At 61.0% G+C, this 21,360-nt stretch carries 19 protein-coding genes; 9 read left to right on the plus strand and 10 right to left on the minus strand.

Annotated features, from left to right (window positions below):
• Window positions 1-234: 234 nt before the first annotated feature.
• Window positions 235-1,335 carry a glycine-betaine demethylase subunit GbcB gene (gbcB, locus tag EGJ09_RS25910; protein ID WP_119687905.1) on the minus strand — a complete coding sequence of 367 codons (1,101 nt, stop codon included), beginning with the start codon at window positions 1,333-1,335 and terminating at the stop codon, window positions 235-237.
• Between the two features lie 296 nt (window positions 1,336-1,631).
• Here gbcB and gbcA point away from each other — a divergent pair, with 296 nt between their 5' ends.
• The gene (gbcA, locus tag EGJ09_RS25920; protein ID WP_012316650.1) at window positions 1,632-2,924 is read left to right on the plus strand and encodes a glycine-betaine demethylase subunit GbcA; all 1,293 of its coding nucleotides are present in this window, start codon (window positions 1,632-1,634) and stop codon (window positions 2,922-2,924) included.
• Between the two features lie 50 nt (window positions 2,925-2,974).
• Here gbcA and EGJ09_RS25925 read toward each other — a convergent pair whose 3' ends face one another.
• The 7 genes from EGJ09_RS25925 to EGJ09_RS25955 form a co-directional block, all read right to left on the minus strand.
• A complete protein-coding gene (locus EGJ09_RS25925) occupies window positions 2,975-3,772 on the minus strand; it encodes an RHS repeat-associated core domain-containing protein (RefSeq protein WP_256658468.1) in 798 nt (265 codons plus the stop codon).
• Between the two features lie 393 nt (window positions 3,773-4,165).
• The gene (locus EGJ09_RS25930) at window positions 4,166-4,936 is read right to left on the minus strand and encodes an electron transfer flavoprotein subunit beta (protein WP_119687907.1); all 771 of its coding nucleotides are present in this window, start codon (window positions 4,934-4,936) and stop codon (window positions 4,166-4,168) included.
• A gap of 10 nt (window positions 4,937-4,946) precedes the next feature.
• Entirely contained in the window at window positions 4,947-6,179 is a 1,233-nt protein-coding gene (locus EGJ09_RS25935; RefSeq protein ID WP_125925146.1) for an electron transfer flavoprotein subunit alpha/FixB family protein, read from the minus strand.
• Entirely contained in the window at window positions 6,179-8,131 is a 1,953-nt protein-coding gene (gene dgcB, locus EGJ09_RS25940; protein WP_125925147.1) for a dimethylglycine demethylation protein DgcB, read from the minus strand. The genes EGJ09_RS25935 and dgcB overlap by 1 nt, the downstream gene beginning before the upstream one ends.
• A gap of 208 nt (window positions 8,132-8,339) precedes the next feature.
• A complete protein-coding gene (dgcA, locus tag EGJ09_RS25945) occupies window positions 8,340-10,400 on the minus strand; it encodes a dimethylglycine demethylation protein DgcA (RefSeq protein WP_046787505.1) in 2,061 nt (686 codons plus the stop codon).
• Window positions 10,401-10,415: 15 nt separating this feature from the next.
• Window positions 10,416-10,946, minus strand: coding sequence for a DUF5943 domain-containing protein (locus EGJ09_RS25950; protein WP_012316656.1), 531 nt, complete (start codon window positions 10,944-10,946; stop codon window positions 10,416-10,418).
• Window positions 10,947-11,023: 77 nt separating this feature from the next.
• Complete coding sequence (locus EGJ09_RS25955) at window positions 11,024-12,001, minus strand: dipeptidase (RefSeq protein ID WP_003257506.1); 978 nt, start codon at window positions 11,999-12,001, stop codon at window positions 11,024-11,026.
• Window positions 12,002-12,287: 286 nt separating this feature from the next.
• Here EGJ09_RS25955 and EGJ09_RS25965 point away from each other — a divergent pair, with 286 nt between their 5' ends.
• The 3 genes from EGJ09_RS25965 to EGJ09_RS25975 all read left to right on the plus strand — a co-directional run bounded on the left by EGJ09_RS25965 (window position 12,288) and on the right by EGJ09_RS25975 (window position 14,225).
• Window positions 12,288-12,704 (plus strand): lysozyme inhibitor LprI family protein, encoded by a 417-nt coding sequence (locus EGJ09_RS25965; RefSeq protein ID WP_115273090.1) that lies wholly within the window; start codon window positions 12,288-12,290, stop codon window positions 12,702-12,704.
• A 137-nt stretch (window positions 12,705-12,841) separates the two neighbouring features.
• The gene (locus EGJ09_RS25970) at window positions 12,842-13,534 is read left to right on the plus strand and encodes a hypothetical protein (RefSeq protein ID WP_115273091.1); all 693 of its coding nucleotides are present in this window, start codon (window positions 12,842-12,844) and stop codon (window positions 13,532-13,534) included.
• A 73-nt stretch (window positions 13,535-13,607) separates the two neighbouring features.
• Window positions 13,608-14,225, plus strand: a complete 618-nt coding sequence (locus EGJ09_RS25975; RefSeq protein ID WP_125925149.1) for a hypothetical protein — start codon at window positions 13,608-13,610, stop codon at window positions 14,223-14,225.
• A 2-nt stretch (window positions 14,226-14,227) separates the two neighbouring features.
• On the opposite strand, the gene EGJ09_RS25980 is transcribed toward EGJ09_RS25975, so the two are convergent.
• Window positions 14,228-15,175 (minus strand): GlxA family transcriptional regulator, encoded by a 948-nt coding sequence (locus EGJ09_RS25980; RefSeq protein ID WP_115273093.1) that lies wholly within the window; start codon window positions 15,173-15,175, stop codon window positions 14,228-14,230.
• Window positions 15,176-15,319: 144 nt separating this feature from the next.
• Between EGJ09_RS25980 and choX the strand changes: the two genes are divergently transcribed.
• The 4 genes from choX to EGJ09_RS26000 all read left to right on the plus strand — a co-directional run bounded on the left by choX (window position 15,320) and on the right by EGJ09_RS26000 (window position 18,778).
• On the plus strand, window positions 15,320-16,264 hold the full coding sequence (choX, locus tag EGJ09_RS25985) for a choline ABC transporter substrate-binding protein (protein WP_046787502.1): 945 nt from the start codon (window positions 15,320-15,322) through the stop codon (window positions 16,262-16,264).
• A 166-nt stretch (window positions 16,265-16,430) separates the two neighbouring features.
• Window positions 16,431-17,315 (plus strand): 3-keto-5-aminohexanoate cleavage protein, encoded by an 885-nt coding sequence (locus EGJ09_RS25990; protein ID WP_125925150.1) that lies wholly within the window; start codon window positions 16,431-16,433, stop codon window positions 17,313-17,315.
• Between the two features lie 16 nt (window positions 17,316-17,331).
• The gene (locus tag EGJ09_RS25995) at window positions 17,332-18,297 is read left to right on the plus strand and encodes an L-carnitine dehydrogenase (RefSeq protein ID WP_115273094.1); all 966 of its coding nucleotides are present in this window, start codon (window positions 17,332-17,334) and stop codon (window positions 18,295-18,297) included.
• Between the two features lie 10 nt (window positions 18,298-18,307).
• Window positions 18,308-18,778, plus strand: a complete 471-nt coding sequence (locus tag EGJ09_RS26000) for a thioesterase family protein (RefSeq protein WP_125925151.1) — start codon at window positions 18,308-18,310, stop codon at window positions 18,776-18,778.
• Between the two features lie 48 nt (window positions 18,779-18,826).
• Here EGJ09_RS26000 and EGJ09_RS26005 read toward each other — a convergent pair whose 3' ends face one another.
• Window positions 18,827-20,722: a zinc-dependent metalloprotease family protein gene (locus EGJ09_RS26005; protein WP_158621148.1), complete on the minus strand. Its 1,896-nt coding sequence runs from the start codon at window positions 20,720-20,722 to the stop codon at window positions 18,827-18,829.
• A 224-nt stretch (window positions 20,723-20,946) separates the two neighbouring features.
• On the opposite strand from EGJ09_RS26005, the gene EGJ09_RS26010 reads away from it, so the two are divergent.
• Entirely contained in the window at window positions 20,947-21,204 is a 258-nt protein-coding gene (locus EGJ09_RS26010; protein WP_039604371.1) for a hypothetical protein, read from the plus strand.
• Window positions 21,205-21,360: the final 156 nt, after the last annotated feature.

The raw sequence follows: 21,360 nt of genomic DNA on the forward strand, positions 1-21,360 counted from the left end.
ATTTGCCCTGATGAAGAAGAAGGAGGAATACGTAAGCAGAACGGCCTAAAGACCGTTGTTTACAACCATAGAATCTCCCACAAAGATCTGTGCCAGCTGTGCCATTGACAGCAGCGCTGCCGAACCTCCCACAAAGATCTGTGCCAGCTGTGCCATTGACAGCAGCGCTGCCGAACCTTGTGGGAGCCGGCTTGCCGGCGATTGGGCTGCAAGGCAGCCCCAGCAATTTCCGGATCAGTAATCGATCCGCACATCCCCTTTCGGTACGCTGCAGCAAGACAGAATGTAGCCCTCGGCCTCGTCTTCTTCGGTAATCCCGCCGTTGTGCTCCATCTCCACTTCCCCGCCCAGCTTGAGCACCTTGCACGTCCCGCAAATGCCCATGCCGCAGGCTTTGGGAATCATCAGGCCAACCTTGGCCGCCGCCGCATGCACGGTCTCGCCCGGGGCAACCCGGATGCTCTTCTCGCTGCCGATGAACTCCACCAGGTTGAGCTCGGACACGTCCACTTCCGGCGCATCGGCCGCCTGCTCGGCATGCTCCACAGCATCGGCCTTGGCCTCTGCCGGCGTCGCGCCGAACGACTCCTCGTGGTAGTTCTTCATGTCAAAGCCGACAGCCTCGAGCATGCGCTTGACCGCGGTCATGTATGGCGTCGGGCCGCAGCAGAACACCGTGCGCTCCATGTAGTCAGGCGCGATCAACTCCATCAGCCGCTGGTTCAGATAGCCGCGATAACCCGCCCAAGGCTCACCCAGGCCGTGCTTCTCGCAAATGATGTGCAGGCTGAAGTTGGGGATGCGTGACGCCATCTGCTCCAGTTCGCGGTGGTAGATGATGTCTTTGGGCGAGCGGGCGCTGTGCACGAAGACCATGTCGACATTGGCGTTGGTGTCGTAGAACCAGCGCGCCATGGACATCACCGGCGTGATACCGACACCGCCGGAGAGGTACAGCACCTTGCCCGCCGGGAAGTCGATGGCGTTGAACAGCCCCACCGGGCCATGCACCGGCACTTCAAAGCCCTCGTGCATGGTGTCGTGCAGGTAGTTGGACACATGCCCGCCTGGCACCCGCTTGACCGTGATCGAGAAGCTGTAGGGCACCGACGGCGAACTGGAGATGGTATAGGAACGCATCACCGGCTTGCCTTCGATCTCCAGCTCCAGGGTGACGAACTGCCCAGGCTTGAAGAAGAACATGATCGGCTGGTCGGCCATGAAGCAGAAGGTGCGCACGTCCCAGGTCTCCTGGATGACCTTGACGCAGCGCACGATGTGGCGGCCATTGGCCCAGGTCTGGGTGGTGACCGGATTGAGGAAAGTATCGGACATGTTCATCTCCAGCGGCCGACAATTGGCCCTTTTCATGGCTGCGATAATGCGCAAGCTGAAGGCGCCGCACATTCCTGCCTGCGACATCGGCGTGCTTATCGCGACCAGCCCCGTGCTACAAGGGCTGGGGCGTCGTAATTCAAATCGGCCATGTCGCCCATGGATACGGTTCGCGGCGTCTTCGGACGCACACTCCACGGCAAAAGAACCTGCTGTTTTTTGACAGATGCTCTTGCGGCACCACAACAACGATTAGCCACCTTTTGCCGGCCGCATACGGCCCCGAGGATTACACGATGGACGTCACCGCAACCCTGAGCCTGGGCGATCCACTGGAACCTGCACGCAAGGCCACCGCCGAGATGCTGCAGACCCGCGAGCGCACCTACTCGCTGCCCCAGCCGTTCTACACCGACGAGCGTCTGTTCCAGATCGACATGCAGGAGATCTTCCACAAGGAATGGCTGATTGCCGGCATGACGTGCGAAATCCCGGCCAAGGGCAACTACATCACCCTGCAGATCGGCAAGAACCCGATCATCGTGGTGCGCGGTAGCGAAGGTAAGGTGCATGCCTTCCACAACGTCTGCCGCCATCGCGGCTCGCGCCTGTGCGTCAGCGAGAAAGGCAAAGTGGCGAAGCTGGTCTGCCATTACCACCAGTGGACGTATGAACTGGACGGCCGCCTGCTGTTCGCAGGTACTGAAATGGGCGCCGACTTCGACATGAAGGAATACGGCCTGAAACCTGTGAACGTAAAGGTCGCCGGTGGCTACATCTTCATCAGCCTGGCGGAAAACCCACCTGCTATCGACGAGTTCCTGGCCACCCTGGACCACTACATGGAACCGTATGACATGGAGAACACCAAGGTGGCAGTGCAAACCACCTTGATGGAAAAGGCCAACTGGAAGCTGGTGCTGGAAAACAACCGCGAGTGCTACCACTGCTCCGGCTCACACCCGGAGCTGCTGCAAACCCTGCTGGAGTGGGACGACACCAACGACCCGCGCGCCAGCCAGGAATTCAAGGACCACGTGGCCGCCTCCGCCGCAGCCTGGGAAGCCGAGAAGATCCCGTACCTGCACAAGAGCCATGGCCTGCGTAACCGCATCGTGCGCATGCCGCTGCTCAAGGGCACCGTGTCGATGACCATGGACGGCAAGCAGGCCTGCCAGAAGCTGATGGGCCGTATCAAGAACCCGGACCTGGGCTCGATGCGCATCCTGCACCTGCCGCACTCGTGGAACCATTGCATGGGCGACCACATGATCGTCTTCACCGTATGGCCGATCAGCGCCCAGGAGACCATGGTCACCACCAAGTGGCTGGTGCACAAGGATGCCGTGGAAGGTGTCGATTACGACCCTGAACGTATGCGCAAGGTGTGGGATGCGACCAACGACCAGGATCGTCGCCTGGCCGAGGAGAACCAGCGCGGGATCAACTCCACGGCGTACCAGCCAGGGCCGTACTCGAAGACTTATGAGTTTGGTGTGGTGAACTTCATCGATTGGTACAGCCAGCGCGTGCTGGAGAACCTTGGTGCAGAGCCGGCTGCGTACCTCAAGGAAGTGCAGGCTCAGTAAGTAGCCGTTCACCTTCGGCCAGTGGCGCCCGCCACTGGCTCAAGCCCGCTCTACGATTGCCTTATGGCGTTTGCAGGCTCGAGACTTAACCTCGGAGCCGAAGACCTCGGGCTTGCTGAACCTGCCCGGTTGGGTTCGATCCGCACAGGGGTGATGGGATAACGCTCCCACGACCTGGCCTGAGCCAACGACCACACTTCTTTGACCGATGTGCCCAGCGATATGACGGTCAGGGTCGCCAACGCCCATGTCTGCCAGTCTTCTCCTGGCTCCACGGTTCGGCTGATGCCCAGGGTAATGCCTGCAACGGCACTGACACCACTTATCCCTGTGAGCGCCCAATCGACCGATGACGGCGGTGATGTATGACTTTCCACGGTGCCATAGGTCATAACGCCACCACGGCTGGCAGGATAGGATCCCGTTGCTTGATGCATATGGCGGGTTCGCCACATCGATCGCAGCCGTAGACCACTGGTGAACGCACCCGCAAGGTTGGAAAGGATGCTCAGGATGGGAAACAGATAGTCTGCGGCCTCCTGCCCCGTCGGATCGCGATGGTTGATCGGGTCCCCAAGGCAATAAGCGTAAGCATTTAGCCCACCCCGAGCGAATGGGCTGAGTCGGTCAGGCGAACCAAAGCGCATCAGTGCCGGGCTAAAGGCACGGTGTCCGTTACCCAGCAAGTAGCAGCCACTGGCGTGATCAAGGTGGGCGTCTGAAAACCCCAACCAAGCGCCATCATCCGGCCTGAACCCGCCATAGGGGGTATAGCGTCGATACAGGGTATGCCCGCTGCGCAGCACGGTGCGCTGGAGATCAGTTGCCAGCAGTGTGGTCGTGCCCATGGCAACGCTCCAGACCATTTTTGCCCTAACGTTAACAAGGGCTGTATGGAACGTTAACTGGCAGAAATGACAGTTACAGCTGGACCGGAGCGAAGGCCAGCCTCGTCAGATCATTTTTTGATCAAAACCCTGCAAGCCTTTGAAAGCAATGGCTGTAGCACTTACCAAACAACTTGCCCACAGGTTGACTAACAGACATTGTGGGCAAGTCATAGGGATATTGATAACTGCTGTGGATAACAGAGCAAAACCTTAGGGGCCGTGGTGTTTAGACCCAGGTTTGCAGTAATTGGCGATTATTTGATCATATCCTTCAAGACGGCGTCCTTGCTGGCTTGCAGCGTTTGACAAACACTTTATCCACACCTTGGCGAACAGATTCCGTGGGTAACCTCAGCGCAATACGCCCTCCTCCACCAGCAACTTGAGAATCGCCTCGGCGCCTTCTTGTGGAGAAACGTCTTTCAAGACCTTACCGCCACCACCACTGGCCTTGGCCGTCGCGGCCTTCATCCGGTCGGCGCCGCTTTTGGCCTTGATCACCTTCAGGCGCTTGGGCCTTGGGCGGGCTGGTTGCAACTGCGCTTCGCCCAGCAGTTCATCCTCGACGATGGCGACATTGCGCGCCGCCAACACACCGCGCCGGGCCGGACCGAACGCGCTCTGCCGCGGTTTGGCCGCCGCGTTATCCACAGTTGCCAGCAACGGAAGACGTACCTTCAGCCTGCGCCGCTGCCCACGGGGCAGCGCCTGCAGGACCTGAGCGGTGCCGTTGTCGATCGATTCCACTTCGGCCAGGCCGACTATCAGCGGCCAACCCAGTTTCTCGGCCAGCAGGAACGGCAACATGCCCGAACCCTCGCCGGTTTCAGCCTGGCTACCCGTTAGCACAAGCTGCGCACCGGCATCACGCAGGTAATCCCCAAGCACGCCCAGCACATCGGCTCCTGCGGGCTGCTCTAGCACATCGAGGTGGTCCAGGCCCATGCCCAGGTAAGCACGCAATGCCTCTTCATGCGGGTCGCCAGCATGCACCACCTGCAAGTTATCCCCAGCCAGCTGCAAGCCCAGCTCCACCGCACGGGCATCCTGCTCGGCGCGGCGGGCGCGGCCGGAGCTCGGGTGGGCACCGACGGAAACCAGGCTGATGACTTTAGTACTCATGCTCATGCCCCTATGCTGCGTCGCGCTGGCCGCCGCTGCGGAAGTTGTCCACAGCCTCGATCAAAGCCTTCAGAATCGCCGAGCTGTCGCCAATCACCGACAGGTCGGCCCGTTTGATCATGTCGCAGCCCGGGTCCATGTTGATCGCCACCACTTTGTCGCAGGCACCGATGCCTTGCAGGTGCTGGATCGCACCAGAGATACCCACAGCCACATAGACCCGTGCGGTAACCCAGGTGCCGGTTGCGCCCACCTGGCGGTTACGCGGCATGAAGCCATCGTCCACCGCCACCCGCGAAGCACCCTCGGTTGCCCCCAGGGCAGCAGTCGCCTGGTGGTAGAGGTCCCAATCCTTGACGCCGTTGCCCCCCGAGACGATGAATTCGGCCTCGGCCATGGCGATGGTCGCCGGGTCGACGGCCACCGAACCAAGGTCCTCGATGCGTGGCAGGCTGCGCACCACGCCTGTGGACAACTCCACCGGCAATGCTTCGTGCCGGGTTTCGCTGACCGGTTCGGCGCATTCGGCGGCGCCCAGGATCAGGCGCGGCACCGCGCGTTGCAGGTCCTGCTGACCCGCACCAGCACGGCCGATGCACTGGCCGTCCTTGACCTGCCAGACGCGCGTTGCCGGGCGTTCGCCCAAGGCCGCAGCCCAGCGCCGGCCCAGTTCGCCACCGCCGGTGCGGCTATCGGGCAACAACCAATGGCGTGGCGTGAACTGGTTATCCACAGCGCGCAGGCCCTGCACCCGTTGCTCCGGTGCATAACCTTCGAACTGTTCGCCGTCGATGACCAGCAAGCGGTCGACACCCGCTGTGGAAAACTTGCTTTCCTTGTGCTCACCAAACACCACGGCCAATACCGCGCCGTCACTGCCGGCCAGGCTGTGGGCGAGGCCGAGCAGGTCACGGTCATGGCTACTGAGGCGGCCGCCCACCATGTCGGGCACCACGGCGATGTAGAACGCAGGCGCTGGCACCTGATGCAGCGGCAATTGCACTTCGGCCGCCGCGCTACGCCGCCCGCCGCCAGCGGTGCCCTGTTGAGCACCGCTACGGTCGATGCGCTTGAGGCCATTGGGGCCGATGAAACCGGCGGCAATGGCATGCGGGTTCTTGCGCATCAGGCCATTGGGCCCCAGCCAGCGGGTTTGTTGCGTCTGCAGCGCCGCATGCAGCGGATGCAGGCGGTTACGGGCGATCCACTCGGCGCGTGGGTCGCGGCGGATGATGTCGCTCATCAGTGCACCTCCGCAGGTTCACGTTCTACCGTTGGCGACTTTGGGGCCGCGGGCGTTTCCTCTTCGATCAGCACATCGGCTACCAACTCGGCGAGGTCCTTGATCTGTGGGCGCGGTTCGACCACCCCTTCGAGCATCGCAGTGCACTGCGGGCATCCCACCGCCACCAGCTCGGCCTGGGTCTGGCGAATGTCATCCATGCGCATGTCGGGGATACGTTGCTTGCCCGGGATGTCGGTGATCGGCGCACCTCCGCCACCGCCGCAGCAGCGGGAACGGAACCCCGAGCGCTGCATTTCGCGCACTTCGATACCCAGCGCCTTCAACACTTGCCGCGGGGCCTCGTATTCGCCGTTGTAGCGGCCCAGGTAGCACGGGTCGTGATAGGTGACGCTGCCGCCCTTGTGCTGGCCGAGGTTGAGCTTGCTGGCTGCGATCAGTTCGGCGATGTAGGTGCTGTGGTGCTGCACCTGGTAGTCGCCGCCCAACGCGCCGTATTCGTTCTTCAGCACATGGAAGCTGTGCGGGTCGCAAGTGACGATGCGCTGGAACTTGTACTTGGCCAGGGTCTGGATATTGCGTTTGGCCAACTGCTGGAAGGTCGCTTCGTCACCCAGGCGGCGCGCCACATCGCCGCTGTCACGCTCTTCCAGGCCGAGCACGGCGAAGTCCACGCCCGAGGCCTTGAGTACTTTGACGAACGACCGCAGGGTGCGCTGGTTGCGCATGTCGAACGCGCCGTCACCGACCCAGAACAGCACTTCGGTGGTTTTCACGTCAGACAGCAGGTTCAGGTTAAGGTCAGCGGCCCAGTTCATCCGCCCGCCTGGAGCAAAGCCGCCCGGGTTGTCGGTCGCGATCAGGTTATCCAGCACCTCGGCGCCCTTGTTCGGGGTCGCGCCCTTTTCTAGGGTGAGGTGGCGGCGCATGTCGACGATGGCATCGACATGCTCGATCATCATCGGGCATTCCTCGACGCAGGCACGGCAGGTGGTGCACGACCACAGTGTTTCGGCGTCGACCAGGCCGTTGACGATCGGTTGGTGTGGATTACCGCCGTGTTCGCCGATCGGCTTGCCAGGGTACGGGCTGCCGGCGAACTTGGCATCGGTGCCACCGGCCAGGCCGATGACCATGTCCTGAATGAGTTTTTTCGGGTTCAGCGGCTGGCCCGCAGCGAACGCCGGGCACACCGCCTCACATTTGCCGCACTGCACGCAGGCGTCGAAGCCCAACAGCTGGTTCCAGGTGAAGTCCACCGGCTTTTCCACCCCCAGCGGGGCGTTCGGGTCTTCCAGGTCCAGCGGTTTCAGGCCGGTTGAACGGCCACCGCCGAAGCGTTCGGCGCGGCGGTGCCAGGCCAGGTGCAGGGCCCCGGCGAAGGCATGTTTCATCGGGCCGCCCCAGGTCATGCCGAAGAACAGCTCCGACACGCCCCACAGCACGCCCAGGCCAAGTACCGCGACCATCACCCAGCCGCCGGTGTTGGCGGGCAGGATGCCGGCCACCGGCAAGGTGGCGATGAAGAAGCTTGCGGCGAACACCAGCAGGCTTTTCGGCAGGCGCATCCATGGGCCTTTGGACAGGCGCGATGGCGGGTTGAGCCGGCGCTTGAAGACGAAGATGGCACCGGTGAACATGATTACAGTCGCCACCAGCAAGGCGTAGCCAAGGATCTTGCTCTGCAGGCCGAAGCCGTGCACCAGGATTGCCAGCACCGCCGACAGTACAAAGCCGCCCGCAGTGGCCACGTGGGTCTTGGACATGTACTTGTCGCGCTCGACCACGTGGTGCAGGTCCACCAGGTAGCGCCGCGGCATGGCCAGCAGGCCGCCGATCAGGTCGACGTGGGAGGCTCGGCCACGCCGCCACATGCGCACCCGGCGCAGGGCGCCGAGCACCGCCAGGCCAAGGGCAGCGAACAGCAGGATGGGTAACAGGGTGTTCAACATGGGGGGCTCCCACAACAGCTGGATTCTTGCGCTGCCCCGAAGGCCAGCGCGGACCCCATGTAGGAGCGGCCTTGTGTCGCGAAAGGGTCGCGAAGCGGCCCCAAGATCTTCACAGCACTATAGATCTTGGGGCCGCTTCGCGACCCTTTCGCGACACAAGGCCGCTCCTACACGGGGGGCCGGTCCCGCCCCTAGAGAGGCGGTGCGATCAGAAATCCTTGCACAGGCGCAAGGCGTCGTAGATCGCCGCATGTACGTTGCGCTGGGCCACGCAGTCGCCGATGCGGTACAGCAGGTAGCCTTCGCCCGGCTGGCTGAGGATCGGCTGTGGCTTGATGGCGAACAGCGCCTCCACGTCGATCTGGCCCTTGTTGCGCGAGCCTTCCTTGAGCGCGTAGTACAGCGCTTCGTCAGGGCGCACACCGTTCTCGACCACCACCTGGTCGACCACGCGCTCTTCCTTGGCGCCGGTGTATTCGTTCTCCAGCACCGCCACCAGCTTGTCGCCTTCGCGGTAGACCTTTTCCAGCATCATGTCGCCAGTCATGATCACTTCTTTGGGGTACATGCTGCGGTAATAGGTCGGGAAGCTGGTGCCGCCCATGGCAACGCCCGGCTTGATGTCGTCGGTGACGATTTCGACCTGGCTGCCCTTGTCGGCGATGAAGTCGGCCACCGACATGCCGGTGAATTCGCAGATGGTGTCGTACACCAGCACGTTCTTGCCCGGCGCAACCTTGCCGTCGAGCACGTCCCAGCTGCTGACCACCAAGCCTTCGGCAGCGCCCCAGTGCTCGTTCTGTTCCAGGAACGAGTGCCCGCCTACTGCCAGCACGATGACGTCCGGGCGCAGGTCTTCAATGGTCGCCACGTCAGCGGCAGTACCCAGGCGCAGGTCGACCTTCAGGCGTGCCAGCTCCAGCTGGTACCAGCGGGTGATACCGGCAATCTGGTCACGCTGCGGCGCCTTGGCGGCGATGGTGATCTGCCCGCCGATCTGGTCCTTCTTCTCGAACAGGGTCACGTCGTGGCCGCGTTCGGCAGCAACGCGCGCCGCTTCCATGCCGGCAGGGCCAGCACCGACCACCACCACCTTGCGCTTGACGCCGGTGGTCTTCTCGATGATGTGCGGCACGCCCATGTATTCACGGGAGGTCGCGGCGTTCTGGATGCACAGCACATCCAGGCCCTGGTACTGGCGGTCGATGCAATAGTTGGCACCGACACACTGCTTGATCTGGTCGATCTGGCCCATCTTGATCTTGGCGATCAGGTGCGGGTCGGCGATGTGCGCACGGGTCATGCCGACCATGTCCACGTAGCCGCCTTCGAGGATACGCGTGGCCTGGTTCGGGTCTTTGATGTTCTGCGCGTGCAGCACCGGGACCTTGACCACTTCCTTGATGCCGGCTGCCAGGTGCAGGAACGGCTCTGGCGGGTAGCTCATGTTGGGAATGACGTTGGCCAGGGTGTTGTGGGTATCGCAACCCGAGCCGACCACGCCGATGAAGTCGATCATGCCGGTAGCATCGTAGTAGGCGGCGATCTGCTTCATATCCTCGTGGCTGAGGCCATCGGGGTGGAACTCGTCACCACAGATACGCATGCCCACGCAGAAGTCGTCACCGACTTCGGCGCGCACCGCCTTGAGCACTTCCATGCCGAACTTCATGCGGCCTTCGAAGGTGCCGCCCCACTCGTCAGTACGTTTGTTGACCCGCGGGCTCCAGAACTGGTCGATCATGTGCTGGTGCACAGCCGAAAGCTCGACGCCGTCCAGGCCGCCTTCCTTGGCACGGCGCGCGGCCTGCGCGTAGTTGCCGATCACGCGCCAGATCTCTTCCACCTCGATAGTCTTGCAGGTGGCGCGGTGCACGGGCTCACGGATGCCGGAAGGCGACATCAGGGTCGGCCAGTTAAAACCGTCCCAGCGCGAGCGGCGGCCCATGTGGGTAATCTGGATCATGATCTTGGCGCCATGCTTGTGCATGGCGTCGGCCAGGTTCTGGAAGTGCGGGATGATGCGGTCGGTCGACAGGTTGACCGACGACCACCATTCCTGCGGGCTGTCGATGGCCACCACGGACGAGCCGCCGCAGATCGCCAGGCCGATGCCACCCTTGGCCTTCTCTTCGTAGTACTTCACATAGCGGTCGGTGGTCATGCCGCCGTCAGTGGCGTAGACCTCGGCGTGCGCGGTGCTGAGCACGCGGTTGCGGATGGTCAGTTTGCCGATCTGGATCGGCTGGAACATTGCTTCGAATGCCATGACGCTATCTCCGGCTTACAACGGCTTTGTAACGAACAGGCCATCTTCGTGGCCTTCTTCCGACCCGCCATAGACCTGCTCGGCCACGGTGCGGATCGAGCTGCCACGGGCAGCGAGAATCTGGTCCATTGCGCCGGCGAACCAGCCGGTGAACATGTAGTCGACCTTGCGGCCGCACTTGCCATACACGTACACGAACGCCGAGTGCTTGAGCTTGACGCTGCAGGTGCCTTTGTCCAGGTCGATGTCCTGGATCTCGAACAGGCCCCAGCCACGCTGGGACAGGCGCTTCATGTAGTGCTCGAAAACCGCCACGCCTTCCAGGCCATGGCACTCGGCTTCCTTCTCGCACCAGTGCCAGGCCGACTTGTAGCCTGCCTTGTAGAGGATCTCGGCATAGGCGTCGGCGCCCAGCACTTCCTCGATGCCCATGTGGTTGTTGACGAAGAAATGACGCGGCACATACAGCATCGGCAAGGCGTCGCTGGTCCAGACACCGGTTTCGCTGTCGACTTCGATTGGCAATTGCGGGGCGATCTTGGCCATGGAAACTCAACTCCATAAAAATTTGTTTTTGGCTGCCCCGACGTTGCTGGCCGGGGCCTTAAGGCTTGGAGAGCGGCTTACTCGCCCCAGACGTCCTTGAGAACGTTTACCCAGTTCTCGCCCATGATCTTGCGCACCACACGCTCGGAATGGCCGCGCTTGAGCAAGGTCTCGGTGAGGTTGGGGAACTCGCCGACGGTGCGGATGCCCAGCGGGTTGATGATCTTGCCGAAATTAGTCAGGCGACGGGCGTAACCCTTGTCGTGGGTCAGGTACTCGAAGAAGTCCTGGCCGTGGCCTTGGGTGAAGTCGGTGCCGATGCCGATGGCGTCTTCACCGACGATGTTCATGGTGTACTCGATGGCTTCGGCGTAGTCGTCGATGGTGGAGTCGATGCCCTTGGCCAGGAACGGCGCGAACATGGTCACGCCGACGAAGCCGCCATGGTCGGCGATGAACTTCAGCTCTTCATCCGACTTGTTGCGCGGGTGTTCTTTGAGGCCCGAGGGCAGGCAGTGGGAGTAGCAGACCGGTTTTTTCGATTCCAGGATGACCTCTTCGGAAGTCTTGGAGCCAACGTGGGACAGGTCGCACATGATGCCCACGCGGTTCATCTCGGCGACGATCTCGCGGCCGAAACCGGACAGCCCGCCATCACGCTCATAGCAGCCTGTACCGACCAGGTTCTGGGTGTTGTAGCACATCTGCACGATGCCCACGCCCAGCTGCTTGAACACATCCACGTAGGCAATCTGGTCTTCGAAGGCGTGAGCATTCTGGAAGCCGAAGAGGATACCGGTCTTGCCCAGTTCCTTGGCCTTGCGGATGTCGGCGGTAGTGCGCACTGGCATCACCAGGTCGCTGTTGTCGCGGATCAGCTTCTGGCTGGCAGCGATGTTGTCGACGGTGGCCTTGAAGCCTTCCCAGACCGACACCGTGCAGTTGGCTGCGGTCAGCCCGCCTTTGCGCATGTCCTCGAACAGTTCGCGGTTCCACTTGGCGATGATCAAACCGTCGATAACGATGCTGTCGGCGTGAAGCTCGGCTGGGCTCATCAGGCTGTCCCCTTTTATTGAGTGGGTTCGTGCCGAACATTGTGCCGGCGCTTTGGGGCCAGCATATGCCTGTGCCCAAGGGCGCCCCGATGCAAAAACGACAGGGGGTTTGCCGAAAGCGTCAATGCGCGACATGACCGCGTCTGGCATGCCGTTCGGGGATGCGAGACAGTCTCGATAACGACCCTTTGCCGCCCTTACATGAACATTTGGTCAGGGGCCTATCGCGCGGGCTCTGGCTGAGCGAGAATCCCAGCGATTCGACAGCCTGTTGAGGAGAAAACGGATGAAATCAATGGCATGGCTGGTGCTGCTGGCCGTCGTGAGCGGGGCCCAGGCCGGTGAGGAAGAAAGCACGCCTTGCGACAATGTCGAGAACGACCAGCAGACGTTCGAGTGTGCGGCATTCAACAAGCAGACCGCCGAGCGTGAGCTGAAGTCGACCTACGACGACCTGCTTCAACGCATGCGCGAGCAGTATGACGACGAAGCTGGCCTGCAGTCGCGGATCGAATCCGCCGAAAAGCTCTGGAGCCAACTGCGCGATGCCGACTGCAAAGTCGAAACCCATGCCGAACAGCCAGGCAGCAAGGCCTACCAGACGGCATGGAACAGCTGCGTCGCCCAACGCAGCGATGAGCGATCGGAGTATTTGCGCAGCCTGGGCTCGCAGAACAGTGATGAGCCGGCACCGGAAGATTGATCCAGGCAGTGATTGAAAGATCTTCTCCAGAGGAACAACCTGCTGCTGATAGTCACTGCGCCATTTCTCGATAGTGCGCCAAGGCCACGTGCTTGCAACGTGCGCCTTGGAATCCTCAACTATCAAGGAACACCGAAATGGCTGACATCAAAGTTGAAATGGAAAAAATCCGCAAAGAAGGCCAAGAGCGCGTAGCCGCTACCGGCCAGACGATCTGCGTATTCGCTGAAAATGTGCCTGCGGGCATTGCCGAAGACATCCTGGCAGGTATGCGGTTGATGACCGAACTGGCCAACAAGAAGTTCGACAAGGAAACCCAGCAGCGCGAGTGGTACAACTTCTACAACGATGGCCTGATCAAGTTCGGCTGGACCATGACGGGTGCGGCACATGCCGAAGATGCGATTGATGAAGACAACCTGACCTTGGCAGAGCTGATGACCAAATCCATCACCATCAGCGTGGCTCGCGACCCTCGTCGCATGGCCTGTGCCAAGCGTGTTCTGCAAATCGTCGTGCAGAAGCCGGAAGTCAAGGCCCACCTGGAAAAGCACAGCCATAGCGAATCCGGCAAATCGAGCAACTTCGTAGTGGCCCAATGCGAAATGACGCCACAAGGTTTGCCTGTGATGCACATGACCAGCTTCCAGGCCAGCTACGACTCGAAAATCGAGCGTGAAGGCGCCCTGACCCGCAAAATCGACAAGACGTCGACCCGCGTCTATCGCGCGTCGCAACAGGGTACGTTCAGCGTTCGTCACTTCGATGCTGCGCGTGATCTTGTGAATGAAAAGATCAAAGGCGACATCGCCGCCTTCCTCGCTATCTAAATAGCGAGGCCGGGTATCAGGATTTCCGGGTACCCGGTTCCCATCATGTGCATTCATCAAGGAGCGATGCCGCATGAGCGATGCAAGCCTGGACACCCGAATATTCGAAGAGCGGCTGAACATCAAGCCCGCGCCATGGCTAACACTGGAAACATGGGAAGACTTGCAGCTGTGTCTTCGTTATTCACAGGCCGTGGCCAATGAAAAGTACTCGATGGAGACCCAGCCTGAGCAATGGTTCACGGTCGTTATCGCCACCTTGCAATCGTTGAAGTTCACGTTGTTCGAACATACGCATCAAGCCATTTCATACGAGCCGCACCTGCACGCATTGAGCGATGTGTACAGTGGCTATATACCCCCGCTACGCGAAAAAGGGCCTTGGTTCAAGAGCGTTGAAGAAAACGTCAAAGCCGCAATGCAATCTGCGGGAATGCACACCTTTAACGTCATGAACGCTTCTTCACATCTGAGCATTGAAATGGATCATGAAGGGGACGAAATTCCCGTTGCCATCCTGTTCTATGTCTACTGCAAGACCGACCCTGTCGAACCCACCCAGAAGTTGAACCTGATATTTGACCATCTGGGCGCACGCTTCAACATGGGCGAATTCGCGTCATTGCGCAAAGACCTGCAGGCCAGAAACCGCGAAAAGCTGTTAGCCGTTCTAAAACGCAAACTGGAATGAAGCTATTTTGAACGCGCAGGTTGGCGCTCCTCCCGTGGGCACTTTCCAAACCTCAGCTTGTAGCGCCGCGTGAAATACGATGGCAGTTCAAAGCCGCACGCAAGGCTGACCTCGGTCACCGACATGTCAGTTTGGGTCAACAGCTGACGCGCCTTGTCCAGCCGTAGAGCAAGGTAAAAACTACTGGGTGTTTCATTTAGGTACATACGAAACAAGCGCTCCAGTTGGCGCCGTGTCACTTTGATCGCAGCGGCCAGGTCCAGCGTGCTCAGGGGTGGCTCGGTATGTTTTTCCATTTCGCCAATGGCATGGACCAACTTCTTGTTGCTGATACCGTAACGCGCACCGATCTGCATGCGCTGGTGGTCCTGACGCTGACGAATACGACCCAGCACGAACTGCTCGGACACCTTTACCGCCAGGTCGCTGCCGTGAGACTGGGCAATCAGGTGCAGCATCAAATCGATCGAAGCGGTGCCGCCGGCACAGGTGATGCGGCTGCGGTCAATCTCGAACAGCTCCTGCGTCGCCTGAAGGCCCGGGTAGCGCTCCTTGAACGCCTCGAGCGCTTCCCAGTGCAATGTCGCCCGGTAGCCGTCCAGCAAGCCCGCCTCGGCAAGTACCATCGCCCCCGTATCGATGCCCCCCAGCATGACCGCGTCATGGTGCAGCCGACGCAGCGCATGCAGCAGCTTCGGCGCGACATTGGCCAATGGCTCGAAGCCCGCTACCACGAGCAGGATATTGGCGGGCTCACCCTCCCCCAGCGCGGCATCGGCATTGACCGACATGCCGTTGCTCGCCAGCACCGCCTCGCCGTCCAGGCTGAGCACCTGCCACCGGTACAACGGCCCGCCAAAACGATTGGCCACCCGCAATGGTTCCAGCGCCGAAATGAACCCCATGGCGGAAAAACCCGACACCAACAGAAAGGCAATCGTCTCCATCATCCCCTACTCCACAGAAACTGGTCGCCCAGGTGCTAATTCCTGTCGCCAGCGTGCGCTTGGCCAAGGTGCGGCCAGCGTAGCGTATTCACACGGTCCGCAGAGGCCGCCCTCAATAACAATATGCACTGCCGATGGAGAGCCACCATGCACAGCTTGATCCGCCGCAGCCTGTTGTCCCTTGCCCTGAGCAGCATCGTTGCCACACCGCTTTTCGCCGCCGAACCCGCGGCCTGCAAGAACGTACGCCTTGGCGTGGTCAACTGGACCGACGTCATCGCCACCAGCGCCATGGCGCAAGTGTTGCTCGACGGCCTGGGTTACCAGACCAAACAGACCAGCGCCTCGCAGCAGATCATCTTTGCCGGCATCCGCGACAAGCGCCTGGACATGTTCCTGGGTTACTGGAACCCGATCATGACCCAGACCATCACGCCGTTCATCGATGCCCAGCAGGTCAAGGTGCTCGACGCACCCAGCCTGGAAGATGCCCGGGCCACCTTGGCCGTACCCAAGTACCTGGCCGACAAAGGCCTGAAGAGCTTCGCAGATATCCACAAGTTCGAGAAAGAGCTGGGCGGCAAGATCTACGGCATCGAGCCCGGGTCCGGCGCCAACACCCAGATCAAGGCGATGATCGCCAAGAACCAGTTCGGCCTGGGCAAGTTCCAGCTGGTCGAGTCCAGCGAGGCCGGCATGCTCGCCGCAGTCGACCGCGCTGTGCGCCGCAAGCAGGCCGTGGTGTTCTTCGGCTGGGCGCCGCACCCGATGAACGTGAACATCGACATGGTCTACCTGGGTGACAGCCAGGATGCCCTGGGCCCTGACGAAGGCCGCGCCACGGTGTGGACCGTCACCGCGCCGGACTACGCCCAACGCTGCCCCAACGCCCATCGCCTGCTGGCCAACCTGAAATTCAGCGCCGAAGACGAGAGCCGCATGATGCAGCCGCTGCTCGACCACAAGGACGCGCTGGAGTCGGCCCGCCAGTGGCTCAAGGACCACCCCGAGGACAAGGCGCGCTGGCTTGAAGGGGTAACCACCTTCGATGGCAAGCCTGCGGCGGACAACCTCAAGCTCACCGCCAACTGACAGGGCCTCATCGCCTGTAGGAGCGGCCTTGCGTCGCGAAAGGGCCGCAACGCGGCCCCAGGATCTGTGCGCGCTGCACAAACCCAAGGGCCGCTATGCGCCCCCTTCGCGACACAAGGCCGCTCCTACGCCGATTGGGCCACCACAACCCTGACAAGGAACCACCATGAACCACGACGTCATCATCACCTGCGCCCTCACCGGCGCCGGCGACACGGTCGCCAAGAGCCACCTGGTCCCGGTCACCCCCAAGCAGATCGCCGAGTCCGCCCTAGAGGCCGCCAAAGCCGGCGCCACCGTGGTCCACTGCCACGTCCGCGACCCGCAAACCGGCCGTTTCAGCCGCGACGTGAACCTGTACCGCGAGGTCATGGAACGCATCCGCGAAGCCGACGTGGACATCATCGTCAACCTCACCGCCGGCATGGGCGGCGACCTGGAAATCGGCCCGGGCGAGTCGCCCATGGAGTTTGGCCCGGGCACCGACCTGATCGGCCCGCTGGAGCGCCTGGCCCACATCGAAGCACTGCTGCCGGAAATCTGCACGCTCGATTGCGGCACCCTCAACTTCGGCGACGGCAACGCCATCTACGTCTCCACACCGGCGCAATTGCGCGCCGGCGCCAAACGCATCACCGAACTGGGCGTAAAAGCCGAACTGGAAATCTTCGACACCGGCCACCTGTGGTTCGCCAAGCAGATGATCAAGGAAGGCCTGCTGCATGACCCGCTGTTCCAGCTGTGCCTGGGCATACCGTGGGGCGCGCCGGCCGACACCACCACCATGAAAGCCATGGTCGACAACCTGCCTGCCGACGTCACCTGGGCCGGCTTCGGCATCGGCCGCATGCAGATGCCCATGGCGGCACAGGCGGTGCTGCTGGGCGGCAACGTACGGGTGGGCCTTGAAGACAACCTGTACTTGGACAAAGGCGTGTTGGCCAGCAATGGCCAACTGGTGGAGCGCGCGAGCGAAATCATCACCCGCATGGGTGGGCGCATCCTCACCCCGGCAGAAGGCCGGGAAAAAATGAACCTCAAACGCCGCTGATACCCCGGAGTCCGATATGCCTTTCATCACCGAGATCAAGACCTTCGCCGCCCTGGGTAGTGGCGTGATCGGCAGCGGCTGGGTTGCCCGCGCGCTGGCCCATGGCCTGGATGTGGTCGCCTGGGACCCGGCACCCGGCGCCGAGCAGGCCTTGCGCAAGCGTGTCGCCAACGCCTGGCCGGCGCTTGAAAAACAAGGCCTGGCCCCTGGCGCAGCACAGGAGCGCCTGACCTTCGTCAGCACCATCGAGGCGTGTGTGCGTGACGCCGACTTCATCCAGGAAAGCGCACCCGAACGCCTGGACCTCAAGCTCGACCTGCATGCAAAGATCAGCGCCGCGGCCAAGCCGAACGCGATCATCGGCTCCAGTACCTCGGGGCTGTTGCCCAGCGAGTTCTATGAGGCCTCCACTCACCCCGAACGCTGCGTGGTCGGCCACCCGTTCAACCCGGTCTACCTGCTGCCATTGGTGGAAATCGTCGGCGGTAACCGTACTTCGCCTGAGGCGATCGACGCCGCAAAAACCATCTACACCGCGCTCGGCATGCGCCCGCTACACGTGCGCAAGGAAGTGCCGGGCTTCATCGCCGACCGCCTGCTCGAAGCGCTGTGGCGCGAGGCGCTGCACCTGGTCAACGACGGTGTGGCTACTACTGGCGAAATCGATGATGCCATCCGCTTCGGCGCTGGCCTGCGCTGGTCGTTCATGGGCACCTTCCTGACCTACACCCTGGCCGGTGGCGATGCCGGCATGCGCCACTTCATGTCGCAGTTCGGCCCGGCGCTGAAACTGCCCTGGACCTACCTGCCGGCACCGGAGCTTACCGACAAGCTGATCGACGATGTGGTGGACGGCACCGCCGAGCAACTGGGCGAACGCAGCATCGCCGCGCTGGAGCGCTATCGTGATGACACCCTGCTGGCGGTGCTGGAAGCGGTGAAGACCAGCAAGGCCAGCCACGGCATGTCGTTCAGCGACTGAGGAGACCACGATGCCCGCACTGATCACCTACCGCACCCCAGTCCAGGAGGACTGGGTCGACTACAACGGCCACCTGCGCGATGCCTATTACCTGCTGATCTTCAGCTACGCCACCGATGCGCTGATGGAGCGCATCGGCCTGGATGCCGACAGCCGCGGCCAGAGTGGCCACTCGCTGTTCACCCTCGAGGCGCACATCAATTACCTGCATGAGGTGAAGCTCGGTACCGAGGTGTGGGTGCAGACGCAGATAATCGGTTTTGATCAAAAACGCCTGCACCTGTACCACAGCCTGCACCGGTCAGACATCGGCGAAGCGCTGGCCGCCAGTGAACAGATGCTCCTTCACGTCAACCTGGCAGGGCCCAAGTCGACGCCATTCAGCGAGATGAGTGTGCAAACGATGCAGCAACTCCTACACCAGCAAGACGACCTGCCAACACCGGCTTTCAGTGGCCGAGTGATGAAGATTCCAACCTGAACGCTGATGGCAGCTTCACCAGTGCTTGCGCTGCCATCAACGTTTCCTTCAATGCTCTGTGTAAGCAGGGTTGGCCTGCGACAGCGCTTCGATTGCGGCAGGCCACAGCCAACGTTGGGCAGCATCAAGGCTATCGCAGGGTTGTTTCACGACAACATTGTCCCGACTGCGAGAGGCAAGACATTGCCCTTTGTCGTTCAGGTCTTCAAGCATCATCCCGTCCGAACCCTGTGGCTTTAATAGCCAGCTGATATCTCTGCCTGGCGCGCCAAGGGCTGGACAGGCTCTGAGACGGTAGCCCCCATTCACCAAGGGTTGACCTAGGCACTCAGCGCCATCCGCCTTGTAGCCAATGCTGTATGAAGTACGCTTGGCCAGGGCTTTCCATCGGAACTCAAGCTCTGCTTCATCGCTGGTCGCAGGGCAGGTGTTCAGTTGCACCTCGCGGTATTGGTTGACAGTGGCACACGCTGCCTTGCCCTCTTCGAGCCGTTTCTTGTTGATCAGGGCTGAACCGGTCTCAAGTGACGAAGGGTAGAAGTTGGCGACTGTATCTCGGCGCTCGTTAAAACGCCGCGCAACATCGTGGTTTTGCGTTGTTCCCAGCGGGATGCCCTGGTATGTCAGGCGAGGGTTGGAGTGATACGCGATCCTTGGGCACGCCGGCGAGCAGCCGTAAGACATCTGGGTACTGAAGCGCGGAGTACCTGCCGTGTAGCGATAGCCGAACATATAGGGCGGGTTGCCTATGGCATTGCCCGGCTCCCAATTGTGGTTAGCGCCCAGGTTATGACCGAGTTCGTGCGCCAGGGAGGATGAGCATGAGATAACCGAATGTCCCTGAAGCTTGCCTGTGGTAAGCCACGCCATTCCACAGTACTCCGTCGCCGTGGAGTACATCGACACTAGATCAGCGCGCAGCGCTTCCCGTATGGCCAGCAGCTGTTGTGCAAAAGGTTGTGCCAAACGCATGTCATTCAGTTGCTCTTTGTAACTTCTTCCCGTCTCGTCATACGGACCTTCGTAATAGCCTGCCAATTGATAGGTTATCGGAACATTGCTGTTTTTCATGTACTGATTGGCATTGTTCAGCGCGAGGGCCAACTCGATCTTGTATTCAGGGTTCCTAAGTTTTCTTTGATCGGTGGCCATAAAAAGCACGCGGATCGTACTGTGTGCCGACTGGGCAGCCTTACCGATGGTAGGGTCGGGCGCTGCAGTGCCCAAGGGCAACAAAGGTTCAGCCTCAGGCGCCAGCTTTGATTCATCAATACGAATCAACACATGTTGCCCTGAATCTAAAGGTTGCAGCCGATAGGGTTGACCATCGATGGTCAGGTCGCCCACAAGTGTGTCGCCCGCACGGGCCAGCGACAGGTAGAACAGCGGATCATTATCGATCTCTGAAGACGAACCCCCATGCGCTTGCTTCCACGTCGATGACAGGTAACCGACCCAACCGACAATGCCTGACGTAATGGCAGTGTAATCGCGCAAGCGAAACTGCGCCGTTTTCCCGTCCGGCAAACTGACAGCCAGCTCTTTGTTCTGCTGGCTGACCAACTGCGGATCAACTTTCACAAGCGTGATCTCGGCATTCGCAGGGTCCGCCAACAGAGTGGCCAGTTGACCCGTTGCGGTGCGTTGCAGCGCCTGGCGATCCTGAGTCTGTTCAAGGGTAAAGAGTTGAGGTGCTGCGCGTGTGGGGGTACTTGTAGTTGCTATCGATGTGGAACACCCCCACATCATTAACAACGCGGACCCTGCCAGACATGTCTTCCAGCTTGCTGCTTTCACAGTGTCCACTCCTGTGGATATCCATTTGCAATAGGAGAGCAGAGATACTCCTGCATCGTCATCTGGCAGAAATGTCAGGTCCGCATTTGAAAGGAATGAGCAACAGGCAAAAAATAACCCCGCAAAGCCGTGAGCCAGCGGGGCCAAGAGCGAGCAACATCCACTGTGCATGTGTGAGGGTGACCAAACCCTGCGGTACCGTGAATGAGGCCAGTGTGCGTTCATCCCGGCACTGGGAATTAGCCGGGAACGACCTGTTCTTAGCCAAAGCAGTCATGCCGGCATTCTGTGGTTGCGGCCGTGTCGCTGGCGACACAGAATCGGTCGTAAATCACAGCAGCACTCTTTTCGCGATAAAAGGGACAACAGCCATGATGCATGCGGATTTGATTGATCAGGACGACCTCGCCGGCCAACTGCGCGCGCGCGGGTTCGACATCCCTGCCGGGGCCAGTGCCGAGCAGGCCTGCGAGGCGGTGGTGCGTGGGCTGACCGAGCCTAATGCGCGGGCGCTCAAGGGCATGGTCGAGCAGATGTACACGGGCAGTGCGACGATTCTGCCGGCGGTGCGCCAGGCGATCGACAAGCAGTTGCTGCCAGCGCTTGCAAGTTTCAACAAGCGCGCCTGATCGCGTATTTCTGTACTGGCCTCATCGCCGGCAAGCCGGCTCCCACAGATTCACACCAATCTCAGGCTTGGTGGTGAACCTGTGGGAGCCGGCTTGCCGGCGATTGGGCTGCAAAGCAGCCCCGGGACATCAGAGCCTCACACTGGCAAAGGTCGA

This window comes from Pseudomonas sp. p106 (assembly GCF_003936645.1).
Lineage (GTDB): Bacteria > Pseudomonadota > Gammaproteobacteria > Pseudomonadales > Pseudomonadaceae > Aquipseudomonas > Aquipseudomonas putida_E.

Coding starts and splice junctions, on each gene's coding strand:
- gbcB (WP_119687905.1), bottom strand. CDS start 1,335: ATGTCCGATACTTTCCTCAATCCGGTCACCACCCAGACCTGGGCCAAT.
- gbcA (WP_012316650.1), top strand. CDS start 1,632: ATGGACGTCACCGCAACCCTGAGCCTGGGCGATCCACTGGAACCTGCA.
- EGJ09_RS25925 (WP_256658468.1), bottom strand. CDS start 3,772: ATGGGCACGACCACACTGCTGGCAACTGATCTCCAGCGCACCGTGCTG.
- EGJ09_RS25930 (WP_119687907.1), bottom strand. CDS start 4,936: ATGAGTACTAAAGTCATCAGCCTGGTTTCCGTCGGTGCCCACCCGAGC.
- EGJ09_RS25935 (WP_125925146.1), bottom strand. CDS start 6,179: ATGAGCGACATCATCCGCCGCGACCCACGCGCCGAGTGGATCGCCCGT.
- dgcB (WP_125925147.1), bottom strand. CDS start 8,131: ATGTTGAACACCCTGTTACCCATCCTGCTGTTCGCTGCCCTTGGCCTG.
- dgcA (WP_046787505.1), bottom strand. CDS start 10,400: ATGGCATTCGAAGCAATGTTCCAGCCGATCCAGATCGGCAAACTGACC.
- EGJ09_RS25950 (WP_012316656.1), bottom strand. CDS start 10,946: ATGGCCAAGATCGCCCCGCAATTGCCAATCGAAGTCGACAGCGAAACC.
- EGJ09_RS25955 (WP_003257506.1), bottom strand. CDS start 12,001: ATGAGCCCAGCCGAGCTTCACGCCGACAGCATCGTTATCGACGGTTTG.
- EGJ09_RS25965 (WP_115273090.1), top strand. CDS start 12,288: ATGAAATCAATGGCATGGCTGGTGCTGCTGGCCGTCGTGAGCGGGGCC.
- EGJ09_RS25970 (WP_115273091.1), top strand. CDS start 12,842: ATGGCTGACATCAAAGTTGAAATGGAAAAAATCCGCAAAGAAGGCCAA.
- EGJ09_RS25975 (WP_125925149.1), top strand. CDS start 13,608: ATGAGCGATGCAAGCCTGGACACCCGAATATTCGAAGAGCGGCTGAAC.
- EGJ09_RS25980 (WP_115273093.1), bottom strand. CDS start 15,175: ATGATGGAGACGATTGCCTTTCTGTTGGTGTCGGGTTTTTCCGCCATG.
- choX (WP_046787502.1), top strand. CDS start 15,320: ATGCACAGCTTGATCCGCCGCAGCCTGTTGTCCCTTGCCCTGAGCAGC.
- EGJ09_RS25990 (WP_125925150.1), top strand. CDS start 16,431: ATGAACCACGACGTCATCATCACCTGCGCCCTCACCGGCGCCGGCGAC.
- EGJ09_RS25995 (WP_115273094.1), top strand. CDS start 17,332: ATGCCTTTCATCACCGAGATCAAGACCTTCGCCGCCCTGGGTAGTGGC.
- EGJ09_RS26000 (WP_125925151.1), top strand. CDS start 18,308: ATGCCCGCACTGATCACCTACCGCACCCCAGTCCAGGAGGACTGGGTC.
- EGJ09_RS26010 (WP_039604371.1), top strand. CDS start 20,947: ATGATGCATGCGGATTTGATTGATCAGGACGACCTCGCCGGCCAACTG.